This window comes from Nonomuraea pusilla, from assembly GCF_900109355.1.
GTDB lineage: Bacteria > Actinomycetota > Actinomycetes > Streptosporangiales > Streptosporangiaceae > Nonomuraea > Nonomuraea pusilla.
On record NZ_FOBF01000005.1, the window covers coordinates 316,977 to 336,624 of the forward strand.

General features: G+C 71.7%; 18 protein-coding genes. 12 read left to right on the plus strand and 6 right to left on the minus strand.

From position 1 onward, the window contains the following. Window positions 1-2: 2 nt before the first annotated feature. Window positions 3-557, minus strand: coding sequence for a HEAT repeat domain-containing protein (locus BMX74_RS13255; RefSeq protein ID WP_091100516.1), 555 nt, complete (start codon window positions 555-557; stop codon window positions 3-5). 82 nt (window positions 558-639) lie between these two features. Here BMX74_RS13255 and BMX74_RS13260 point away from each other — a divergent pair, with 82 nt between their 5' ends. Continuing rightward, the gene (locus BMX74_RS13260; protein WP_091100518.1) at window positions 640-1,830 is read left to right on the plus strand and encodes a MarP family serine protease; all 1,191 of its coding nucleotides are present in this window, start codon (window positions 640-642) and stop codon (window positions 1,828-1,830) included. Window positions 1,831-1,846: 16 nt separating this feature from the next. Here BMX74_RS13260 and BMX74_RS13265 read toward each other — a convergent pair whose 3' ends face one another. The 4 genes from BMX74_RS13265 to acs all read right to left on the minus strand — a co-directional run bounded on the left by BMX74_RS13265 (window position 1,847) and on the right by acs (window position 5,752). Then, complete coding sequence (locus tag BMX74_RS13265; protein WP_055504565.1) at window positions 1,847-2,296, minus strand: DUF309 domain-containing protein; 450 nt, start codon at window positions 2,294-2,296, stop codon at window positions 1,847-1,849. Then, complete coding sequence (locus tag BMX74_RS13270; protein WP_055504566.1) at window positions 2,293-3,207, minus strand: alpha/beta fold hydrolase; 915 nt, start codon at window positions 3,205-3,207, stop codon at window positions 2,293-2,295. Before BMX74_RS13270 ends, BMX74_RS13265 begins: the two co-directional genes overlap by 4 nt. After that, on the minus strand, window positions 3,197-3,619 hold the full coding sequence (locus BMX74_RS13275; protein WP_055504567.1) for a phage holin family protein: 423 nt from the start codon (window positions 3,617-3,619) through the stop codon (window positions 3,197-3,199). The genes BMX74_RS13270 and BMX74_RS13275 overlap by 11 nt, the downstream gene beginning before the upstream one ends. A 159-nt stretch (window positions 3,620-3,778) precedes the next feature. After that, window positions 3,779-5,752, minus strand: coding sequence for an acetate--CoA ligase (gene acs / locus BMX74_RS13280; RefSeq protein WP_055504568.1), 1,974 nt, complete (start codon window positions 5,750-5,752; stop codon window positions 3,779-3,781). 289 nt (window positions 5,753-6,041) lie between these two features. Between acs and BMX74_RS13285 the strand changes: the two genes are divergently transcribed. The 9 genes from BMX74_RS13285 to BMX74_RS13320 all read left to right on the plus strand — a co-directional run bounded on the left by BMX74_RS13285 (window position 6,042) and on the right by BMX74_RS13320 (window position 13,308). Beyond that, window positions 6,042-6,821 (plus strand): Fic family protein, encoded by a 780-nt coding sequence (locus tag BMX74_RS13285; RefSeq protein WP_055504569.1) that lies wholly within the window; start codon window positions 6,042-6,044, stop codon window positions 6,819-6,821. Window positions 6,822-7,610: 789 nt separating this feature from the next. Then, entirely contained in the window at window positions 7,611-8,666 is a 1,056-nt protein-coding gene (ssd, locus tag BMX74_RS13290; RefSeq protein ID WP_091100520.1) for a septum site-determining protein Ssd, read from the plus strand. Next, on the plus strand, window positions 8,663-9,820 hold the full coding sequence (locus BMX74_RS13295; RefSeq protein ID WP_055504571.1) for a TadA family conjugal transfer-associated ATPase: 1,158 nt from the start codon (window positions 8,663-8,665) through the stop codon (window positions 9,818-9,820). The genes ssd and BMX74_RS13295 overlap by 4 nt, the downstream gene beginning before the upstream one ends. Next, window positions 9,820-9,972 (plus strand): hypothetical protein, encoded by a 153-nt coding sequence (locus tag BMX74_RS44050; RefSeq protein ID WP_177227336.1) that lies wholly within the window; start codon window positions 9,820-9,822, stop codon window positions 9,970-9,972. Before BMX74_RS13295 ends, BMX74_RS44050 begins: the two co-directional genes overlap by 1 nt. Beyond that, window positions 9,969-10,685, plus strand: a complete 717-nt coding sequence (locus BMX74_RS13300) for a type II secretion system F family protein (protein WP_091100522.1) — start codon at window positions 9,969-9,971, stop codon at window positions 10,683-10,685. Before BMX74_RS44050 ends, BMX74_RS13300 begins: the two co-directional genes overlap by 4 nt. Window positions 10,686-11,292: 607 nt before the next feature. Beyond that, window positions 11,293-11,925, plus strand: coding sequence for a type II secretion system F family protein (locus BMX74_RS13305; RefSeq protein ID WP_091100524.1), 633 nt, complete (start codon window positions 11,293-11,295; stop codon window positions 11,923-11,925). Window positions 11,926-12,109: 184 nt separating this feature from the next. Continuing rightward, entirely contained in the window at window positions 12,110-12,442 is a 333-nt protein-coding gene (locus BMX74_RS13310) for a DUF4244 domain-containing protein (RefSeq protein ID WP_091100526.1), read from the plus strand. A 90-nt stretch (window positions 12,443-12,532) separates the two neighbouring features. Then, entirely contained in the window at window positions 12,533-12,853 is a 321-nt protein-coding gene (locus BMX74_RS13315; RefSeq protein WP_256256934.1) for a TadE family type IV pilus minor pilin, read from the plus strand. A 53-nt stretch (window positions 12,854-12,906) separates the two neighbouring features. Next, window positions 12,907-13,308: an Rv3654c family TadE-like protein gene (locus tag BMX74_RS13320; RefSeq protein ID WP_091100529.1), complete on the plus strand. Its 402-nt coding sequence runs from the start codon at window positions 12,907-12,909 to the stop codon at window positions 13,306-13,308. Between the two features lie 1,034 nt (window positions 13,309-14,342). On the opposite strand, the gene BMX74_RS45545 is transcribed toward BMX74_RS13320, so the two are convergent. Then, a complete protein-coding gene (locus BMX74_RS45545; RefSeq protein WP_256256935.1) occupies window positions 14,343-17,069 on the minus strand; it encodes a DEAD/DEAH box helicase in 2,727 nt (908 codons plus the stop codon). A gap of 409 nt (window positions 17,070-17,478) precedes the next feature. On the opposite strand from BMX74_RS45545, the gene BMX74_RS13340 reads away from it, so the two are divergent. Next, complete coding sequence (locus BMX74_RS13340) at window positions 17,479-17,829, plus strand: STAS domain-containing protein (protein ID WP_055504575.1); 351 nt, start codon at window positions 17,479-17,481, stop codon at window positions 17,827-17,829. A 1-nt stretch (window position 17,830) separates the two neighbouring features. Next, entirely contained in the window at window positions 17,831-18,259 is a 429-nt protein-coding gene (locus BMX74_RS13345) for an ATP-binding protein (protein WP_055504576.1), read from the plus strand. The last annotated feature ends 1,389 nt before the right edge of the window (window positions 18,260-19,648 follow it).

A 19,648-nucleotide genomic window follows, 5' to 3' on the forward strand; every position in this document is an offset into this window, starting at 1 on the left:
CGTCAGGCGCCCTCGACGTGCCGCCCGTCCGGGTGCGGGCCCATGTCGCGGGCCGTCGTCAGCGCGATGCCGAGCGACGCCCAGCCGGCGACGTCCTCGTCGCGGTCGCCCGCGAGCGCGCGCAGCGTGTCCAGCCCCGCCCGGTCCGGCGGGTCGCCGAGAACGTGCTGGAGGGCGTAGGCGGCGCCGTACCGCACCCTGGGGTCGGCGTGCCCGGCCAGCTCGATCACCGACGGCAGCGAGCGCGGGTCGCCCAGGTGGCCGAACGCGATGAGCACCGAGTACAGCAGCATGACGTCGCTCTCGCTGGCGGCCAGGTAGCGCAGCACCGGCAGCGTACGGTCCACGAACGGCGCCAGCATGCCCATGATGTCGACCCCGAGCAGGCGCTCTGCCAGGACGTCGGAGGCGCACAGCCGGCGGGCCTCGATGAACGACTCCAGGTCGCCGCGTTGCCGCAGCAGCGAGATGACGTGCCAGCGCAGCGGGCCGTCGGGATCGGGGTCGCGCAGCGCCGCCTCGACGAGGCCGCGCACTGTTCCCTCGATCGGCGGCATACCGGCCAACATAGCCGCCGGAGTGACGCCGTCCTGGCTGAAGGCGTGCACACTTGACCCTATCGCTGGTTACCTTTGAAGCGTGCGCGGCGATCTCCTAGACCTCATCCTGATCGGCCTCGTGATCGCCTTCGGCATCTCGGGTTACCGTCAGGGCTTCATCATCGGGGCGATGAGCTTCGTGGGGTTCGTCGGCGGGGCCGTGCTCGGCGTCTTCATCGCGCCGCCCGTCGCCAAGGCGCTCGTCAGCGGCGACACGCCGCAGGCGCTGCTCGCCATCGTGATCGTCTTCCTGTCCGCGACGATCGGCCAGTTCGCCTCGTCCACGCTCGGCGCGGTCGTGCGCAGCCACGTCACCTGGGAGCCGGCCAAGGTCGCCGACGCGCTCGGCGGCACGTTCGCGAGCGCGCTGTCCGTGCTGGTGATCGCCTGGCTGATCGGGTCGCTCGTGGTGTCGAGCGCGTTCTCGCCGCTGGTGGAGCAGGTGAAGAACTCCGCGCTGCTCACCACCGTCGACGACGCCATCCCGCAGGCCGCGCGCAACTGGCAGGCGCCGTTCAAGAAGTTCATCGACCGCTCCGAGTTCCCGCCCGTCTTCGACGCCATAGGGGGAGGGCAGCTCATCGACGTGGCGCCGCCCCCGCAGAGCGTCCTGCAGGGCGCCAAGCTGGGCCGGGCGCAGCGGGCCATCGTCAAGGTGCAGGGCAACGCCGAGAGCTGCAACAAGCACATCGAGGGCACCGGCTTCGTCTACGCCCCCGACCGGATCATGACCAACGCCCACGTCGTGGCCGGCGTGACCCGCGACCTGCAGGTCATCGACTCCAGGAACGTCCGCCACGACGCCAAGGTCGTGCGCTACAACCCGCAGCGCGACATCGCCATCCTGTACGTCCCCGGGCTGAACCTGCCGCAGCTCTCCTTCGACCCCGAGGGCGGCAGGGGCGACAACGCCATCGTCGCCGGGTTCCCGAGGGGCAAGGGCTTCACGGCCGAGCCCGCGAGGATCGGCGGCAAGCTGGTGGCCGAGGCCCCCGACATCTACCACGAGGGGCGCGTCCAGCGTGAGGTGTTCGCGATCCGCGGCACCGTCCTGCCGGGCAACTCGGGCGGCCCGCTGCTCACCGTCGACGGCCGCGTCTACGGCGTGGTCTTCGCGGCGGCCGTCAGCGAGAAGGACACAGGGTACGTCCTCACCGCGAAGGAGGTCGCGCCCGACGCGAGCGCGGGAAGGAACGACACCACCCCGGCCGGCACGCAGGCGTGCGACTGACCCGTCGGGCTCAGCGTCAGTGGCCGGCGGGCAGGGCGTCCAGGACCAGGGCGACCGCCCCTGCCGGGTCGGCGTCCTGGCCCAGCCCTGAGGCCGCCTTGCCCACCTCGTCGTAGGCGCCGCCGAACGACTGCACCTTCGCCGCGCCGCGCGCGAGCAGGGTGACGGCGCCGCGGCCGTTGCCGCGCTGCAGGTGCGTCAGGCCCACGCAGATCTGCGCGAGGCCCTGCCACAGGTCGCGCTCGGCCTCGGGCGCGCACTTCCAGCGGCCCTCGAACACCTCGTGCGCGTTGAACGGCAGGCCCTCGCCGAGGAACCGGCGGGCGTCGGCCAGGGCCTGCTCGGTGGTGGGGGCGTAGTCGTCGGGCACCCGCGGCATGCCCTCGGAACCGTACGGGAGGGGCCTGCCGAAGGCATCGCGGGGCCTGGCGTTGCGCGGCCTGCCCTCGGTGTCGCGGTCCCTCATCGGTCGGGCTCCGGGTCGGACAGCCAGCCGATCAGCTCGGTGTCGAACACGTCGGGGACCTCCTCGTGGGGGAAGTGGCCCGCTCCCTCCAGCAGTCGCCAGCGGTAGGGGGCGGAGACGTACCGGCTCGATCCCTGGGCGACGCGCGGCGGCACGCAGCGGTCGAGCGCGCCGTGCAGCTGCAGCGTCGGCGCCTCCACCTCGGTGCGCATGGCGCGGGCGTACCGGGCGCCGTCGGGCCGCAGCTGGGAGCGGCCGAGCCAGCGGTGGTACTCCAGCGCCGAGTGCGCCACGGCCGGGATCATGAACGCCTCGCGGTAGACCCGCGCGGTCTCGCGGTCGGGCCAGCCCGGCCCGGACCACTGGTCGAGCAGCCTGCCGACCATGGCGGCGCCGTCGCGGGTGAGCCGCCGCTCGGGGAGCAGGGGGAGCTGGAAGCCGAGGGTACGCGCCCTGAGCCGCCCGAACGGGCCGGCGAGCAGCGCCTGGCGCAGCCGCAGGGGATGGGGGGCCGACACGGTGACCAGCCGGTGCACGCACTTCGGGTCGAGCACGGCCATCGTCCAGGCCAGCAGCCCGCCCCAGTCGTGGCCGACCACGATCGCGCCCGTCTCGCCCAGCGCGCGGATCAGCCCGGTGGCGTCGGCGGCCAGCGTGGGCAGGTCGTAGCCGCGCGGCGGCTTGTCGCTGCCGCCGTAGCCGCGCAGGTCGGCGGCGACGGCGCGGTAGCCGGCCGCGGGCAGCGAACGGAGCTGGGCCCGCCACGTCCACCAGAACTGCGGGAACCCGTGCAGCAGCAGGACCAGCGGCCCCTCACCGGCCTCCACGACGTGGAAGCGGGTGCCGCCGGCGTGCACGGCGCGGTGCGTCCAGGGCCCGTCGATCTCGACGAGGGACTCGTCAGGTGGCATCACGGTTCACCGGCTCGGGCAGGTCGGAGCCTTCGGGGGTGGCGATCTCCTTGAGGTCGCGGATGGACCTGGCGGTGCGCTTCATCCCGGCCAGCCCCTTCAGCTTGCGAACGCCGAGCCAAACGCCCAGCCCGGCGATGACCAGGTAGACGACGGTGACGACGAGGAAGGCGAGCGGCGTCGGGATCAGGTACGCCAGCCCGTACGCCGCGGCGAACGACAGCAGGATCAGGCACAGATGCCCGATGAACGCCGCGGCGGCGAACATGCCGACCGCGGTGCCGACGCGCTTGGCGTCGAACCTGAGCTCGGCCTTGGCCAGCTCGATCTCCGAGCGGACCAGGGTCGAGATGTGACTGCTCGCCTCGGCGACCAGCGCGCCCAGGGATTCTTCCTCGGGAGTCTGCGGCATGAACGTCTCCTATCGGGGCCTCTTGGCCGTGTCAAACATCATCACCCGTAGGTGACTCCCCAGAACTACCCGATCGCACAAGATAGCGCCCACCCTGCCGCATGGCGGAGGCGCATGTCCCCTTGTGGGGACATGCGCCTCTTCGTCCGCGCGCCGGGGTCAGTCCTCGGACTTGGCCGAGGGCAGCTTCTCCGAGATCAGGTTCATCACGGTGCTGTCGGCGAGCGTCGTGACGTCGCCGATGCTGCGGTTCTCCGCCACGTCACGCAGCAGCCGTCGCATGATCTTGCCCGAGCGGGTCTTCGGCAGCTCCGGCACCACCAGGATCTGGCGCGGCTTGGCGATCGGGCCGAGCGTCTTCGCCACGTGCGCGCGCAGCTGCGCCGCGACGTCCTCCGTCTCCTCCGCGCCGCCGCGCAGGATCACGAACGACACGATGGCCTGGCCGGTCACCGGGTCGGTGGCGCCCACGACCGCGGCCTCCGCCACCAGCGGGTGGCTGACGAGCGCGCTCTCCACCTCGGTGGTGGAGATGTTGTGGCCGGACACGAGCATGACGTCGTCCACGCGGCCGAGCAGCCACAGGTCGCCGTCCTCGTCCCGCTTGGCGCCGTCGCCGGGGAAGTACATCCCCTCGAACCTGCTCCAGTACGTGTCCACGTAGCGCTTGTCGTCGCCCCAGATCGTGCGGAGCATCGACGGCCACGGGTCGCGGACCACGAGGAAGCCGCCGCCGCCGTTCGGCACGCTGTTGCCCTGGTCGTCGACCACGTCGGCGGTGACGCCCGGCAGCGGGCGCATCGCGGCGCCCGGCTTGGCCGCGGTCACGCCGGGCAGCGGGCTGATCATGATGGCGCCGGTCTCGGTCTGCCACCAGGTGTCGACCACCGGGCAGCGGTTGTGGCCGATGTGCTCGCGGTACCAGACGTACGCCTCGGGGTTGATCGGCTCGCCCACGGAGCCCAGGACCCGCAGGCTGGACATGTCGTACTTGGCGGGGATGTCGTCGCCCCACTTCATGAACGTACGGATGGCCGTCGGCGCCGTGTACAGGATGGTGACCTTGTACTTCTGGACGATCTCCCAGAACCGGCCGCGGTGCGGCGTGTCCGGGGTGCCCTCGTAGATGACGCTGGTCGCGCCGTTGGCGAGGGGGCCGTACACGATGTACGAGTGGCCGGTGACCCAGCCGATGTCGGCCGTGCACCAGTAGATGTCGGTCTCGGGCTTGAGGTCGAAGACGGCGTGGTGCGTCCAGGCCGTCTGCGTGAGGTAGCCGCCCGTGGTGTGCAGGATGCCCTTCGGCTTGCCCGTGGTGCCGCTCGTGTACAGGATGTACAGGGGGTCCTCGGCGTCCTGAGGCTCGGCCGTGTGCTCGTCGCTCTGGCGGTCGACCACGTCGTGCCACCACAGGTCCTTCTCGCCCCAGGCGACGTCCTGGCCGGTCCTGCGCACCACGACCACGCGCTCGACCTGCGGGCACTCGGCGACCGCCTCGTCCACCGTCGGCTTGAGCGCGCTCGGCGCCCCGCGCCGGTAGCCGCCGTCCGCGGTGATCACCAGCTTGGCGTCGGCGTCGTCGATGCGGCTCTTCAGCGCCGTGGCGGAGAAGCCGCCGAACACCACCGAGTGGATCGCCCCGATGCGGGCGCAGGCCAGCATCGCGATCGGCAGCTCGGGGATCATCGGCATGTAGATGGCCACCCGGTCGCCCTTGCCGACGCCCAGCTCGCGCAGCGCGTTCGCGGCCTTGCTGACCTCACGCTTCAGGTCGGCGTACGTCAGGGTGCGGGCGTCACCCTCGGGCTCGCCCTCCCAGTGGTACGCGACCTTGTCGCCGCGCCCCTCCTCCACATGCCGGTCCACGCAGTTGTAGGCGACGTTCAGCTCGCCGCCCACGAACCACTTCGCGAAGGGAGGGTTCCACTCCAGCGTGGTGTCCCACCGCTTGGCCCAGGTCAGCCGCTCGGCGGCGCGCTCCCAGAAGGCGAGACGGTCCGCGGCGGCCTCGTCGTAGGCGGCAGCGGTCACGTTGGCGGCCGCCGCCAGGTCGGCCGGCGGTGCGAACCGGCGGTTCTCCTGTAGCAGGTTGGACAGCGCCTGCGTCTCGTTGCCAGGGGTCTCCGGGGCCACCTCGTGCTCCTTCTATGGCCAGATTGGATAGGTCGTGTCCCACTTCACCAGCTCACGGCCTCCGCACACAAGAGGTCTAGACAGGTCTGTACCGACCGCCCGGTGCGCGGGCGACCGCTTATCAGCCCGCATGACAAATGCTATTAAACCGTTGTCATTTTGAAATCAGGGTAATGTGTCGCGGTGGGCCGGGGCCGGTTTATGGGCCCCCCTTGAACGGGCTCGCTTTCCGGCATCCCGGGCGGGCGGCCCGAGGGGTGGTGCGTACCGGCGGGTAAGGTCGGTTTCCGTGAGTGACCCATTGGCTGTCATCGCCGGGCTCCCCGGCGTCCCCGAGGCGGTGGACGACGCCAGGCAGGCCGTCGACAGGCTGTACCGCCACCGCGTGCTACGTCGCGCCAGCCCCGCCGTCTCCACGGAGTCGTCCCTGCGCGGCGCCCGCGCGTCCGCGGCGATCGAGGGCGCGGACGTGCCGCTCGACGTCCTGCGCAGGGACGAGGCGCACGACCCGGTGGTCCAGGGGGCGCTGCGCGCCTCCGCCGAGACCGGCCGCCTGGGCGCCACCTGGCGCGGCGCGCCCCGCCAGGTGCTCGCCCGCCTGCACACCGTCGCCGCCCGCGGCCTCGCGCCCGACGCCGACCTCGGCAGGCCGCGCGCCCGCGACGAGGCTCCCGACCCCCTCGGGCTCGGCCCGGCGCCCGGCGCCAAGGAGACCGCCGCCCGCATGGATGGCCTGTTCGAGCTGCTCGCCGGCGCCGGCAAGGCGCCCGCGATCGTGCTCGCCGCCGTGGTGCACGCCGAACTGGCCGTGCTGCGGCCCTTCGGCGCCGCCGACGGCGTCGTGGCCCGCGCGGCGGAACGGCTCACCCTCGTCGAGTACGGGCTCGACCCGAAGTCCCTGGTGGCCGTGGAGGTGGGGCACCTGGAGCTGCCGTACGCGGAGGCGCTGCGCTCGTACCTGACCGGGACGCCCGAGGGGGTGGCCCGCTGGATACAGCACTGTGCCTCGGCGGTGACGCTGGGGGTGCGGGAGGCGACCGCCATCTGCGAGGCCATGCAGCGCGGCTGAGCCGCCGCTCAGGGATGCGCGCCGGGACGTGGGCCGCGGCCGGACGTCTCGGCTTCCGGGGCGTGAGGCGCTGGCCGGACATTTCGGACATAGCTGACGGCGCCTCAGTCATGAGACGCCGCCGCCGGTGCATCACACCCGGTTACCAAGCGTGTACCTCTATCCGTCGGAACGGGTCAAGCCCGCTCTCGACGCGCCTCCCGCGGCTGGTCGCACGTGGGTGCCAGGTGGATGCACCCGGACAAGTGGTCCGTGTCTTCTTTCTACGTCGGATCCAGGCCGATGTGAACCCCTTGGACCAAGACCTTTACCCCTCCGTGGGGCGCCCCCCTGAGGGCTCGCGGGCCCCGAGGGCGGTCACGCACAGTGATCATCTTTATGTGATCGTTATGGCTTCACGAAAAAAACTTGGCGGAAATGCGAGATTGCTCCTCGACGAAACTCGAGTGGATCGGGCAGCATACGGAGGTATCGCCAGAAACTTGAGCGTCGCTGCGAGGGATTGGTTTCCAAGTCCTTGCCATGCTCTGGTGAAGTGATGAAAGCTTTCTTCTGAAACGGGACCGGCTCTACCCCCCCGGAGCCGGACCGATCAGGCGACCCCCGCTCTCCCCCCCGGCGGGGGTCGCCGCTTTTCCGGGGTGACGAGCACCTCTCGGGCCGCGGGCCGGCTGGTTGTCCACAGGCTGTGCGCGGCCGTGCCCGGTCATCCCCAGAACGTCATTCGGCTCCGCGGCGCCTCGCCGGCCCGCAGCAAGGTGGACCTCCCAACCCCGCAGGGAGATCCACATGCACCGTCCCCTGGTCATCACCGAGGACACCGCGCTCCTCGACGACCTCGTCCGCATGGCCGCCGCGGCCGGAGCCCAGCTCGACGTCGCCCACGCCCCGGCCCACGCCCGCCCGTACTGGGGCCTCGCCCCCTTGGTCCTGGTCGGCGCCGACCAGGCCGACGCCGTGGCCGCCACCGCGCCACCCGCCCGCGACCACGTCCTCCTCATCACCCTCGACCAGCACGACGACCCCGACACCTGGCGCCGCTGCGTCGCCGTCGGGGCCCGCGCGGTCGTGCGTCTCCCCGCCGACGAGCGCCGCCTCGTCGAGGAACTGGCCGACGCCATGGAGCCCGACCCCCGGTCGGGAACGGTCGTCTGCGTGCTCGGCGGGCGCGGCGGGGCAGGCGCGAGCGTCCTGTCCGCCTGCCTCGCCCTGCGCGCCTCCGGCGACCGCCTGCGCACTCTCCTCATCGACGCCGACCCGCTCGGCGGCGGCCTCGACGCCCTCCTGGGCAGGGAGGAGGAGACCGGCGCCCGCTGGCCCGACCTGGTGGCGAGGGAGGGCCGCATCAGCTCCAGCGCCCTGCGCGGGGCGCTCCCGTCCTTCGGCGACCTGGCCGTCCTGTCCTTCCACCGGGGAGAGGTCGAGCCGATCCCCGTCCAGGCCATGCGCTCCGTGCTGGAGGCGGGGCGGCGCGGCTTCGACCTGGTCGTCGCCGACCTCCCGCGCCACCTCGACCCCGCCGCGGCCGAAGCCCTGGCCAGGGCCGACACCACCCTGCTCGTCACACCGGCCGACGTGCGCGGCGTGCTGTCGGCCGTTCAGGTTCTCAGCGTGGCGGCCAAGCACACCTCCGACATCCGCGCCGTGCTCCGCCCCGGCGTCCTCGACGCCGGCACCGCCACGGAGTCCCTCGGCATCCCCGCCGCCGGCCACCTCCCCGACCAGCCGAAGCTCACCGCCACACTCAACCGAGGCGAGCTCCCCAGGCTGGGCCCCCGCACGGCCCTCGGCGCCCTGTGCGCCTCCCTGCTGCGCGACCTCCTGCCGCCCGAGGCCACGCCATGACCGCCGCAGTGTCCCCCGAACTCGTGGAGGCCGTACGCGTCCGCCTGGCCCGCGCGGGCGTCGAACCCACCGCCGCGCAGGTCGCCGTCGCGCTGCGCGCGGAGAAGTCCGTCTACGGCGACGCGGAGATCCTGGCCGTCGCCCGGGCGCTGTGCGCCGACCTGATCGGCGCCGGGCCCCTCGAACCCCTGCTCGCCCGTCCCGACGTCACCGACGTCCTCGTGAACGGCCCGCGCGAGGTCTGGGTCGACGACGGCGCCGGGCTGCGCCGCACCCAGATCACCTTCACCGACGACTCGGCGGTCCGCAGGCTGGCGCAGCGCCTCGCCGCCGCCGCGGGGCGCCGGCTCGACGACGCGTCACCGTACGTCGACGCCAGGCTCGCGGGAGGCGTACGCCTCCACGCCGTGCTCCCGCCGGTCGCCTCCGGCGGCACCTGCGTGTCGCTGCGCCTGCCCCCGCGCCGTACGTTCACGGTCGACGACCTGCTCGCCGCCGGCACCATCCCCCCGCCCGCCGTCCCCGTGCTGACCGCGATGGTGTCGGGGCGGCTCGCCTTCCTGGTCACGGGCGGCACCGGCACGGGCAAGACCACGCTGCTGTCCGCCCTCCTCTCGCTGGCCGACCCTGCCGAACGGCTCCTGCTGGTCGAGGACTCCGCGGAGCTCCGCCCCCTCCACCCCCACGTCGTGCGCCTGGAGACCCGCCCGGCGAACCTCGAGGGCGCGGGCGGCGTGGGCCTGCGCGACCTGGTGCGGCAGGCGCTGCGGATGCGCCCCGACCGGCTGGTGGTGGGGGAGGTGCGCGGCGCCGAGGTCGTCGACCTGCTGGCCGCGCTCAACACCGGTCACGAGGGCGGCTGCGGCACCCTCCACGCCAACGCCGCGGCCGACGTACCGCCCCGCCTGGAGGCCCTGGGCTGCGCCGCCGGGCTGAGCAGGGAGGCCGTCCACAGCCAGCTCGCGGCCGCCCTCGACGTCGTCGTCCACCTGGCCAGAGGCCGCGAGGACGGCCGCCGGCGCATCGCCGAGATCTGCCTCCTGTCCAGGGCCGCCGACGGCTTCGTGGCAGCGGTCCCCGCCATGACCTTCGACCCCGAGGGCCGCACCCACATCGGCCCCGGCCACGACGCACTGATCCGAAGGACGCCGTGATGGGGGGCGGCGGCGTGCTGGTCGGGAGGGGTGTCGTGGTGGGGGGCGGCGGCGTGCTGGTCGGGAGGGGTGTCGTGATGACGGGCGGCGGCGTGCTGGTCGGGAGGGGCGTCGTCATGACCGGCGGCGACGCCCGCGGAGCCGTCCCATGACATCCCTGCTGCTGCTCGCCGCGTCGTCCACAGCCTGCGCGGTCTGGCTGTGGACAGGGCCGACCGTAGCCGCCACCCGGCTCCACAGGCTGACCTCCACCTCGCGCGTCTTCGACTGGCGCTCGCCGCGCCGCCTGCTGACGCGCAGCACCCCGGCACGCCGCGCCGACGCCTGGCGCCACGCCTCGATCGAGCTGTGCCACGCCCTGTCCGCCGAACTGTCCGCCGGGCGCACGCCTGGCGAGGCGCTGACCAAGGCGCTCGCCGCCGTGGAGCTCCCCGACCCGGAGGCGGCGAAGCCGATCCTCGCCGCAGCCAGAGACGGCGGGGACGTGGCGGCGGCCCTCCTCTCCGCCGCGCCGCAGCAAGGCGGCGAGGGGCTGCGCAGGCTGGCGGCGTGCTGGCAGGTCGGCGTCACCGCCGGCGCAGGCCTGTCGGCGCTCGTGGAGCGCGTGGCGATGACATCACGCGCCGCCCAGGCCCACCGCCAGGACGTCGCCGCGCAACTCGCCGGCCCCCGCGCCACCGCCTCGATGCTGGCCGCGCTGCCGGTCCTGGGGCTGCTCATGGCGGGAGCCCTGAACATGCGGCCGCTCGGCTTCCTCTTCGGCAGCCTGCCCGGAGCCGCCTGCCTGCTGTCAGGCGTCGCCCTCGACGCCTGCGGCCTGTGGTGGACCAACCGCATGGCCGCCCGAGCCCAACCCCCCGGATGAAGGGACTCCACCAGTGCCCCTGGAACTCCTCTCCGCCCTCCTGGCCGCCACGGCCACCTGGCTCCTGCTGCCGCGCACCACACCCGCTGACCGCCTGACCTCCCTCCGCCCACCTCAGAGCTCCCACAGGTCGGCAAGGAGCCCCAGCGACAGAAGACCGATCAAGAACCCGAAACCCGGACGCCCGAAACCCAACCCCGAGAACCCGTCGAAAAGAGGCCCCAAGAAGCGCACGCACCCAGACCGAAGGCCGGGTACGGGGGCGTGGGCAGCGACGGGGCGGAGGCGTGAGCGTCCAGGGCTGAAGCTCGGGGCTGGCGGTCCGGTGACGGTCGGGCCAGGGATCGGCGGTGGGCGGTCGATCCCGCCTGCTGCCGAACTGGGGGCAAGCACCGACCGGTCGCCATCCCCGCCCGCTCACCAGCCCCTCCCCGCCCCGCCCTGGCCACCACCCGAACCCACCCACAAGCCACTCACCACCTCCAAGCCTCCAAGCACCCTGACCATCCCGAACCCCCTCGCCACCTACACCGCCCCGACTGCCACCAATCTGCTCACCGCCTCCGAGCTGCTCACCACCAACTCCCTCACCGCCTCCGATCCGCGCATGACCTCCCAGCCGCTCACCGCCTCCAAGCCGCTCACCGCCGGAACCGTTCTCACGGCCCTGGCTCTCGGCGCGCTCATCGGGCTGCTCGTAGGCGGCGTCGCCGGCCTGGTGGCAGCACTCCTGACCGTCCCCGTCGCGACCGTGGCCCTACACCGGCAGGAGTCGCCCCAAACCCAGCGTGACCGCGAGAGGATCGCCGCCGACCTGCCGTTCGCCGCCGACCTGATGACCGCCTGCCTCCTGGCCGGACGTCCCGTCAGCAGCGCCACGGAGACGGCTGCCGAAGCCGTCGGCGGCCCGCTGGGGCAACGGCTCACCTGGGTCAGCACCCAGCTCCGCCTCGGAGCCGACCCTGAGCCCACCTGGGCGACGCTCTCGGACGATCCCGGCACGAGGGGCCTGGCGAGGGCGATGAGCCGGGCGGCCCAAACCGGAGCTCCGGTAGCCGACGTCCTGACCCGGCTGGCGGACGACGCCCGCGACGCCGCCAGAGCCTCCGCCCTGGCGGCGGCGAGACGCGTCGGAGTCAAGGCCGTCGCACCGCTGGGCCTGTGCTTCCTTCCGGCCTTCGTCCTCCTGGGCATCGTCCCGGTGGTCGCCGGGCTCGCCTCCACGATCGCCCTCCCATGAGGACGGCACCACCCAGACCACGCCGCTGCGGGGCGCGGCGCGCCGGTCATCCACAGCAAGGCGCGCCTACTCACCGGATATCCCCAGAACGCCGCTCGGCCCCGCGCCCCACCACCCGCTGAACGACCCTTGGACCGCCACGCCGGCCAGCCCGGCACCCGACCAACCACACCCGGAGAAGACCATGCACCCCATCGCCAAGACGGCCTCCAGCTCTGACACCCGCCCGAAGGCGTCTGAGGGCAACCAGGCAGGCCAAGCCCCCACCGCGTCCCCTGCCGGGGGAAGCAGCATCGAGCCGCCCCAGCCCGCTGCCCGCCCCGGCTGGGGGCGGTTCAGCAGATGGGCGGCGTACGCGAAGGCCAACCGGGAGCGCGGCATGTCCACGGCCGAGTACGCGGTCGGCACGATCGCCGCCTGCGCCTTCGCGGCCCTCCTGTTCAAGGTCGTCAACAGCACCGAAGTCCAGGAGATGCTCAGCTCGCTCGTCGACAGAGCACTCAAGACCAACGGCTGACTGATGCTCCCCATCAGGGCACCTCAGATCCGTGTACGTGGTGCCTGTCGTGTCGAGCGGGCCAGAAGGCGGTCGGGCGCACGCGGATCGGTGACGGCTGAAACGGCCGCCGTGCTGCCCGCCCTCATGGTCGTCCTGGCCGCGGCCCTGTGGGCCGTCCAGGCGGTCAACGTCCAGCTCGAATGCGTCGACGCCGCCCGCGCCGCGGCCAGAGCCGCCGCCAGGGGCGAGCCGGTCGATCAGGTGCGAGACATCGCCCGCGCGGGCACCCGGCCCGACGCTCAGATAGCCATAACCCGAGATAGCGACATGACAAAAGTAGAGATCACCGTGGATGCCCGCCCGTCCTGGGCGACCTCCTTGCCTGCCCTGCGCATCTCCGCCACGGCGTCCGCGGCCACAGAAGATTGATCAAGAACTCCGGCACTCCAAGAGCCCCGCAGCCAGTGAAAAGAGCAGATGACATGACCGTGAAGCAGCAGGCGACGCCTTCTCGCCCGTACACCGGAGACCGGGGGTCGGCGACCGTCTGGGGAGTGGCACTGATGGGCCTCCTCATGGCGGTGGCCACGGCGCTGGCCGGAGTCGGTTCGCTCCGGGTGGCCCGTCACCGGGTGAACGCCGCGGCCGACCTCAGCGCCCTGGCCGCGGCGAAGCTGGTCCTGCTCGACCCCGAATCCGCATGTGCCGGGGCCGCGTCGCTGGCGGCCGCGAACGGTATCAAGCTAACGAAATGCCAGGTGAGCGGAGAAATCGTTGACGTCTGGACAGAACTCACCGTCACGCTACCGATATTCGGAACCCGTACATTGACCGGCAGGTCCCGCGCAGGACCAGCAGAAACAGAATCCGACCTCATCACCTGACAAACCGAGGCATGTGACAAGGGGCGCTGCCGGAAAGGAACACCACTCGTGCAGCGCCCCAGAATTGGCAAGGGCTGTGCCGTCGCGCCTGGCCGGCCTGGACGCTCACCAAAGGGGAGGACGGAATGCCGCCAGTTGATCGCCGCGCGGGCGGAGTCAACGCGGCGCTCTCACGTCCGGCCGAACGCCTGGCCCACCCCTGGAGCCTCCAGAGCCCGGCCGTTCACCCGGGGTGTGAGCAGCGGCGACGGTGAGGACAGCCGGTTCGCATGCAGGGCTTGCCGCTGACGAGGCCGAGAATGTGGGGAGGCCCCACAGGGAGAGAAGCGGCGGCTTGATGGAAGGTGAGCTCGCGAACACCTGCCGTCAGTTCGCACTCCGCACAGAACGGCTCACCCATTCTCGCAGGGTGGGAACGGAGCGCCTTTATCTGGAGGTCAACGCAAGCAGCGGAGTGGTCCTTCTTGGAAGGTGAAAGTCGTGGCCGCGGTGCCCTTGTCAGTTCCCGCCGGTTCGATTCGACAGCGAAAACGGGACGCCTGATGGCCACCAGCCACAACACAGGCACGACCAGGGCCTACTTAATTGCGGAGTGCTCGGCGTAACCGCCGGGCACCGCAGTCACCTTCAAGGTGTGAACCCTGCCAGAGCCGTATACGCGGCGGAGCTCCTGAGCGCCAAGCGGAGCCGCCGAGGGGGTGCCGGCCTGGATCACCTTCCCGTCGGGCGGCTTGGGCGATCAGGCGGGCGACCACATCAGCGGGGAGGCCTTCGGGCGGGAGAGGCCATCGGGGGGAGAGGCCATCGGGTGGTGAAGAGCATCAGGTGGAAGGGCTCAGGCGGGAGGCCCATCAGGCGCAGGAGGCCATCCGGCAGGAGAAGCGATCAGGCGGGAGAGAAGATCAGGTGCAGGAGGCCACCGGGAGGGAGGCGCGATCAGGTGGGGGAGGCATCAGACGGGGAGGGCACCAGGTGGGAGGCGCGATCAGGCGGAGGAGGCACCGGGCTGGGAGGGCACCAGATGGGGGAGGTGATCAGGTGGTGGACGTGGACGGCGAGGTGAGGAGGGTGTCGAGGAGGTGGATGGCGCCGCGTTTGTCCAACGGGTCGTTGCCGTTGCCGCACTTCGGGGACTGGATGCAGGACGGGCAGCCGCGGTCGCACTCGCAGGAGGCGATCGCTTCCCTGGTGGCGGTCAGCCAGTCCGTCGCGCGGGCGTACCCGCGTTCGGCGAACCCGGCTCCACCCGCGTGGCCGTCGTACACGAAGACGGTGAGCTGGCCGGTGTCGGCGTGCAGTTCGGTGGAGACGCCGCCGATGTCCCAGCGGTCGCAGGTGGCGAAGAGAGGGAGGAGGCCGATGGCGGCATGCTCGGCCGCGTGGGCGGAGCCGCCGAGGTCGAACCCCTGCTCGGCCAGCGGGGCGACCACGTCGGCCGGCAGCGTCCACCAGACGGCGCGGGTGCGCAGGGTACGCGGCGGCAGGTCGAGGGGTTCGTCGCCGACCATCTCCCCCGACTGGATGCGTCGCTTGAGGTATGACACCACCTGCCGGGTCACCTCGACCTCGCCGAAATGCAGCGTTCCCGGTCCGAGGGGGTGGGAGCGGTGGGCGGAGATGATCGAGATGTCGGTGATGTCGCGGGCGAACGTGCTGTAGTCAGGGGCGGCACCGGACACGAGGGCCACGCCTGCGTCGAGGTCGAGGTGCTCCACGAGGAACGTCTCGCCCTGGTGCAGGTAGACGGCTCCGGTGTGGACCGTGGTGTGGGCGGAGGGCTCGTCCACGCTGCCGAGCAGGCGGCCGGTCGACGACTCGACCACCTGGATGAGCGTGCCGCCTCCGCCGCGGATGTCGGCCAGGTCGGTGGCGCGTTCGCGCTTGGTCCAGAACCAGCCGTTCGGGCGCCTGCGCAGCAGACCCTGGGAGACGAGGTCGGCGAGGACGTCGGCGGCGGTGTCGCCGAAGGTGGGCAGGTCGTCCTCGGTCAGGGGGATCTCGGCCGCCGCGGCGCACAGGTGGGGGCCGAGGACGTACGGGTTGTCGGGGTCGAGGACGATCGCCTCCACCGGCTGCCCGAAGAGGGCGTCGGGGTGGTGGACGATGTAGGTGTCCAGGGGGTCGTCCCTGGCGATCAGCACGGCGAGGGCGTCCTGCCCTGCCCGGCCCGCCCGGCCGGCCTGCTGCCAGAGCGAGGCGCGGGTGCCGGGCCAGCCGGCGATCAGGACGGCGTCGAGGCCGGAGACGTCCACGCCGAGTTCGAGGGCGTTCGTGGTCGCCAGGCCCATGATCGTGCCCGAGCGGAGCGCTTTCTCCAGGAGCCGGCGGTCCTCGGCCAGGTAGCCGGCGCGGTATGCGGCGATCTTGTCCGGCAGCTCGGCGGCGTCCTGCAGCTCGGCCCCGTCCCGGAGGCCGCCGATCGGCGCGGCGGGGTCAGTGACGGCGGCTGGGGTGGCCTGGTCGGCCATGCCGCTCAGATCCGCTGTGGCGCCGGGGCCCGCGGCAGCATCTATGTCGGTGGCCGCATGCGGGCCGGCCATGTCCCTCAGGTTCTCTGCCGGGGTCAGGCTGAGACTGCTCGGGTGAGCTGCGGCGCTGCGGGTGACCGCGGCGCTCAGGTCGGTGACTGCGGCGCTCAGGTCGGTGTCCGCCTTCGGTTTGCTCACGCCGCCCGTGCCCGTGCCCGTGCCCGTGCTCGCGCTCGCGCCCGTGCCCGTGCCCCCGCTCGCGCCCGTGCCCGTGCCCGCGCTCACGCCCGTGCCCGTGCCCGTGCTCGCGCCCGTGCCCGCGCTCGCGCCCGTGCCCGCGCTCACGCCCGTGCCCGTGCTCGCGTCGGCGCTGCCCCGGTTGAGGCTGGCGGGCGGGCGTGGTTCATGAGGCATGGACGGGTCGGCGTCGTCCTGGGCAGTAGTCCGCTCGGTGGGAGCGGCTGGCGCCGGGTGTCCGTGGGACGAGGTGGTGTGGCGCGCATGGGAGTGCCCGATGTGGGGGTGGCGGTGGGAACCGGTGTGGTGCGCGGAGAGGGAGAAGGCGACGTCCTGGAGCTTGGCGCGGGCGGACATCGCCACCGTTTCCGCGCCCCGGCGGGAACGGATGAACGCGAGCGTGCGGACGTTCGCGAGCACGAGGTCCGCCAGGAGGTCCGCCGCCTCGGCCGTGGCCGTCCGGCGCACGGGAGCCCCGCCCTCGCCCCGCAACTCGGTCAGGGGCGGCTCCCAGAGCGCGATCGTGGTGGAACCCTTGGGGGACGAGTCCGTGGTCACCTCGTCCATCTCGAGCCCGGTGAGGCGCTTGGCGAAGACGCCCGGCTCGCTGGCCGTCGCGGAGGCGAGGATGAAGGTCGGGCGAGAGCCGTACCGCGAGCAGACCCGGCGCAGGCGGCGCAGGATCTGGGCGACGTGCGAGCCGAAGACGCCGCGGTAGCCGTGGCACTCGTCCACGACGACCATGCGCAGACGCCGGAAGAACGACGACCACTGCGAGTGCCTCGGCAGGAGGCTGCGGTGCAGCATGTCCGGATTCGTCAGGACGTAATTGGCGTGCTGGCGGATCCAGGTCCGCTCCTCGAACGGCGTGTCACCGTCGAAGCAGGCGGCGCGCACCTGCGTGATGCGCAGCTCGCGCAGCCCGCGGAGCTGGTCGGCCGCGAGTGCCTTCGTCGGGGTCAGGTAGAGGACGGTGCCGCCGTCGAAGCACGCGGCGACCGCCGGCGTCAGGTAGGCCAGCGACTTGCCCGACGCCGTGCCCGTCGAGATGATCACGTTTCGGCCACGGAACGCCAGGTCGGCGGCCTCGTACTGGTGCGGCCAGAGCCCTGTGACACCCCGGTTCGCCAAGCGCGTAACCAAGATCTCGGGGGCCCAGTTCGGCCAACTCGCTTGACCGGCCTGACGTGCTGGAACATGCTCCACATGAGTGACGCGCTCATGACGTGCAGGAACACCAAGCAGGTGCTGGAGGAGTGGACCTGCCTGTTGTGGGGAGGATGGCGTGGAAGTCACTGTTTCCAGTCTTGCATCGATGGGCAAAGTCGCCGGGAATCGTGATTTCGTATAGACACAAGCCAGACGCGTGGTTGAATGCCGCGCGTCAGGGTCGGACGATCTGGGGCCACGCTCCAGATTGCCAGGCCCGCAAGAGTACTTTCGCAGGCGAGGCGCTGGAGGATCTGTGGATCTGAAGTTGGATCACCGCACCGAAGACGGACTCACCATCGTGGAGGTCGAGGGTGAGATCGACGTCTACACGGCGCCGAGATTGCGTGAGCTCCTCATCGACCTGGTGAACAAGGGCAACTTCCGTCTTCTCGTCAACATGGAGAAGGTCGACTTCCTCGACTCCACCGGCCTGGGCGTCCTGGTCGGCGGGCTCAAGCGGGTTCGCGCGCACGACGGCTCCCTGGAGCTCGTCTGCACGCAGGAGCGCATCCTCAAGATCTTCCGGATCACCGGTCTGACGAAGGTCTTCGGGATCTACGCTTCGGTCGACGAGGCCAAGGAAGCTCACGGCAAAGACAAGTAGCATGGCTACCGTCGAGCTGACGTTCAGCGCTCTTCCCGCCCACGTGCGGACCGCCCGCTTGGTGGCCACGGCGATCGCTCGCCGCACCGGTGTGGAGGAGTCGCTGCTGGACGAAGTCAGGCTCGCCGTGGGTGAGGCGTGCTCCCGGGCAGTCGAGGCGCACCGCGCGCACTGTCCGGGCGAGCCCATCCGCATCGAGCTGCGTGACGATTCCGGACGGTTCGAGGTCACGGTCAGCGATCAAGCCCCCAGTGACGAGATCACCCAGGACGAGCCGTTCGACCTGGGCATGCTCTCCGATTCGTTCATGTCGGGCTTCGGGATCGCGGTCATCGCCGGCCTGGCCGACGACGTCGAGGTGTTCCCCAGCCCCAAGGGGACGGACATCCGCATGAGCTGGCCTGCGAACGGGCGTCTGACCTCTCTCTGAACACCCGCCGCCACCCGTCCACACGCGTGCACGGCCGCCGCCCCCAGGGGCGGCGGCATCCACCGAGAGAAGACGCTGAGGTGGGTACGGTGCGGGGTTCGAGGCTGGAACGCTCCATCGATGGCCGGGGTCCTGGCGGCACGGGTTCGTCAGCCGAGAGAGGTAGGCCGCGTCCCTTTCGTGACCTTCCCATGCGGGGCCTCCGACCTCGGGCGGGGCCGACGACCTCGGGCGGGGCCGACGACCTCGGGCGGGGCGCTGCCTCGGAGCGCGGCGGTTCGGCACCGTTCCAGCCCGGGGGGAGACCGGACGGCCGGTGACCGACCCGTGACAAGGAATCGGGAATCCCACCTGACTCCAAGGTCGGCTCCCGCAGCTCTCCAAGCCAGGCAGACCCCAGGGTCGGCTCCTGGAGTCCTCGGATGGCCGGCTCTCTCAGAATTCCAGGGCCGGCTCCGCGTGGCCCCTCAAGGTGGGTAGACCTTCAGGGCTGGCTCCGGCAGCCCTTCAAGAGCCTGCTTCTCAGACTGCAGAGGTTGGCCCCCGCAGACCTCCAAGGTGCGGGCACCTCCCGAGCCTGCTTCTCAGGCTTTCTACGCCGGCTCCCGCAGGCTTCCAAGGTTGGCGCCCTCAGGCCTTCGAGCCCGAATCTTCTGATTAGCATCAGGCGGCTCCTCCAGAACCGGCTCCTCCGGGCGTGCTGGGCGGATCCCGGAGGGTGGTTGTTCTGATTCTGGCCCGAGCGACCCGCTGGGTGGTCCTGAGGCTTGCGGCGCAGTTCGGTCCGGACACCCGGATGCCTGCCGGTGGTACCGGACCCCGGTGGAGCAGGGGAGCCCAGAGTGGTGATCGCTACTGGGTTGGTTGTATGGCCGTACGCCGCCCCAGCCATGCTCCAGACGGTGAGCGGAGCGGCCCCACGGCACCGTCCCCAAAGGTCCCCGTACCGGGCCCGCCTGGCAGGCGCCGCCGTCTCGGAGGGAGCCTGAGGTGGGCCGGGCCGGCGTTCGTGCTCGGTTCGAATGGTGGGTCGCGCTCGCTGATACTGACCAGAGGGGTTGGGCTTCGGCGGTGGTGGTCACCGCCGGATGACAGGGCGCTCATGTCCGGTTCGCTCGGCCAAGTGCTTGCTTGGCTGAGGCTTTCCGGTCCGCATTGTTCCATGTGCGCCCTCGGGCGCTGCCGATCTCGTTCCGCGTCCGTGGGAGGACTGGCGCGTGTGGCCGTCTTCGGCTTGATTGGTGCCGCCGCTTGGAACCTTATGCCCAGCTGCTCATACTCCTAGCGGCCTGCCTGGCTGGGACACGGGCCAATGGGGGTCCAACTGCTATGGGACTTCGGCGGAGGGTTTCTCGGGTGTTGAAGGCAAGGCGTCCGGTCCGAATGGGG

What these genes read in the sequence shown, in the direction of transcription:
- BMX74_RS13295 (WP_055504571.1), top strand. Translation starts at nt 8,663, where the DNA reads ATGACCGCCGCAGTGTCCCCCGAACTCGTGGAGGCCGTACGCGTCCGC.
- BMX74_RS13345 (WP_055504576.1), top strand. Translation starts at nt 17,831, where the DNA reads ATGGCTACCGTCGAGCTGACGTTCAGCGCTCTTCCCGCCCACGTGCGG.
- BMX74_RS13320 (WP_091100529.1), top strand. Translation starts at nt 12,907, where the DNA reads ATGACCGTGAAGCAGCAGGCGACGCCTTCTCGCCCGTACACCGGAGAC.
- BMX74_RS13275 (WP_055504567.1), bottom strand. Translation starts at nt 3,619, where the DNA reads ATGCCGCAGACTCCCGAGGAAGAATCCCTGGGCGCGCTGGTCGCCGAG.
- BMX74_RS44050 (WP_177227336.1), top strand. Translation starts at nt 9,820, where the DNA reads ATGGGGGGCGGCGGCGTGCTGGTCGGGAGGGGTGTCGTGGTGGGGGGC.
- BMX74_RS13310 (WP_091100526.1), top strand. Translation starts at nt 12,110, where the DNA reads ATGCACCCCATCGCCAAGACGGCCTCCAGCTCTGACACCCGCCCGAAG.
- BMX74_RS13305 (WP_091100524.1), top strand. Translation starts at nt 11,293, where the DNA reads ATGACCTCCCAGCCGCTCACCGCCTCCAAGCCGCTCACCGCCGGAACC.
- BMX74_RS13270 (WP_055504566.1), bottom strand. Translation starts at nt 3,207, where the DNA reads ATGCCACCTGACGAGTCCCTCGTCGAGATCGACGGGCCCTGGACGCAC.
- ssd (WP_091100520.1), top strand. Translation starts at nt 7,611, where the DNA reads ATGCACCGTCCCCTGGTCATCACCGAGGACACCGCGCTCCTCGACGAC.
- BMX74_RS13265 (WP_055504565.1), bottom strand. Translation starts at nt 2,296, where the DNA reads ATGAGGGACCGCGACACCGAGGGCAGGCCGCGCAACGCCAGGCCCCGC.
- BMX74_RS13255 (WP_091100516.1), bottom strand. Translation starts at nt 557, where the DNA reads ATGCCGCCGATCGAGGGAACAGTGCGCGGCCTCGTCGAGGCGGCGCTG.
- BMX74_RS13300 (WP_091100522.1), top strand. Translation starts at nt 9,969, where the DNA reads ATGACATCCCTGCTGCTGCTCGCCGCGTCGTCCACAGCCTGCGCGGTC.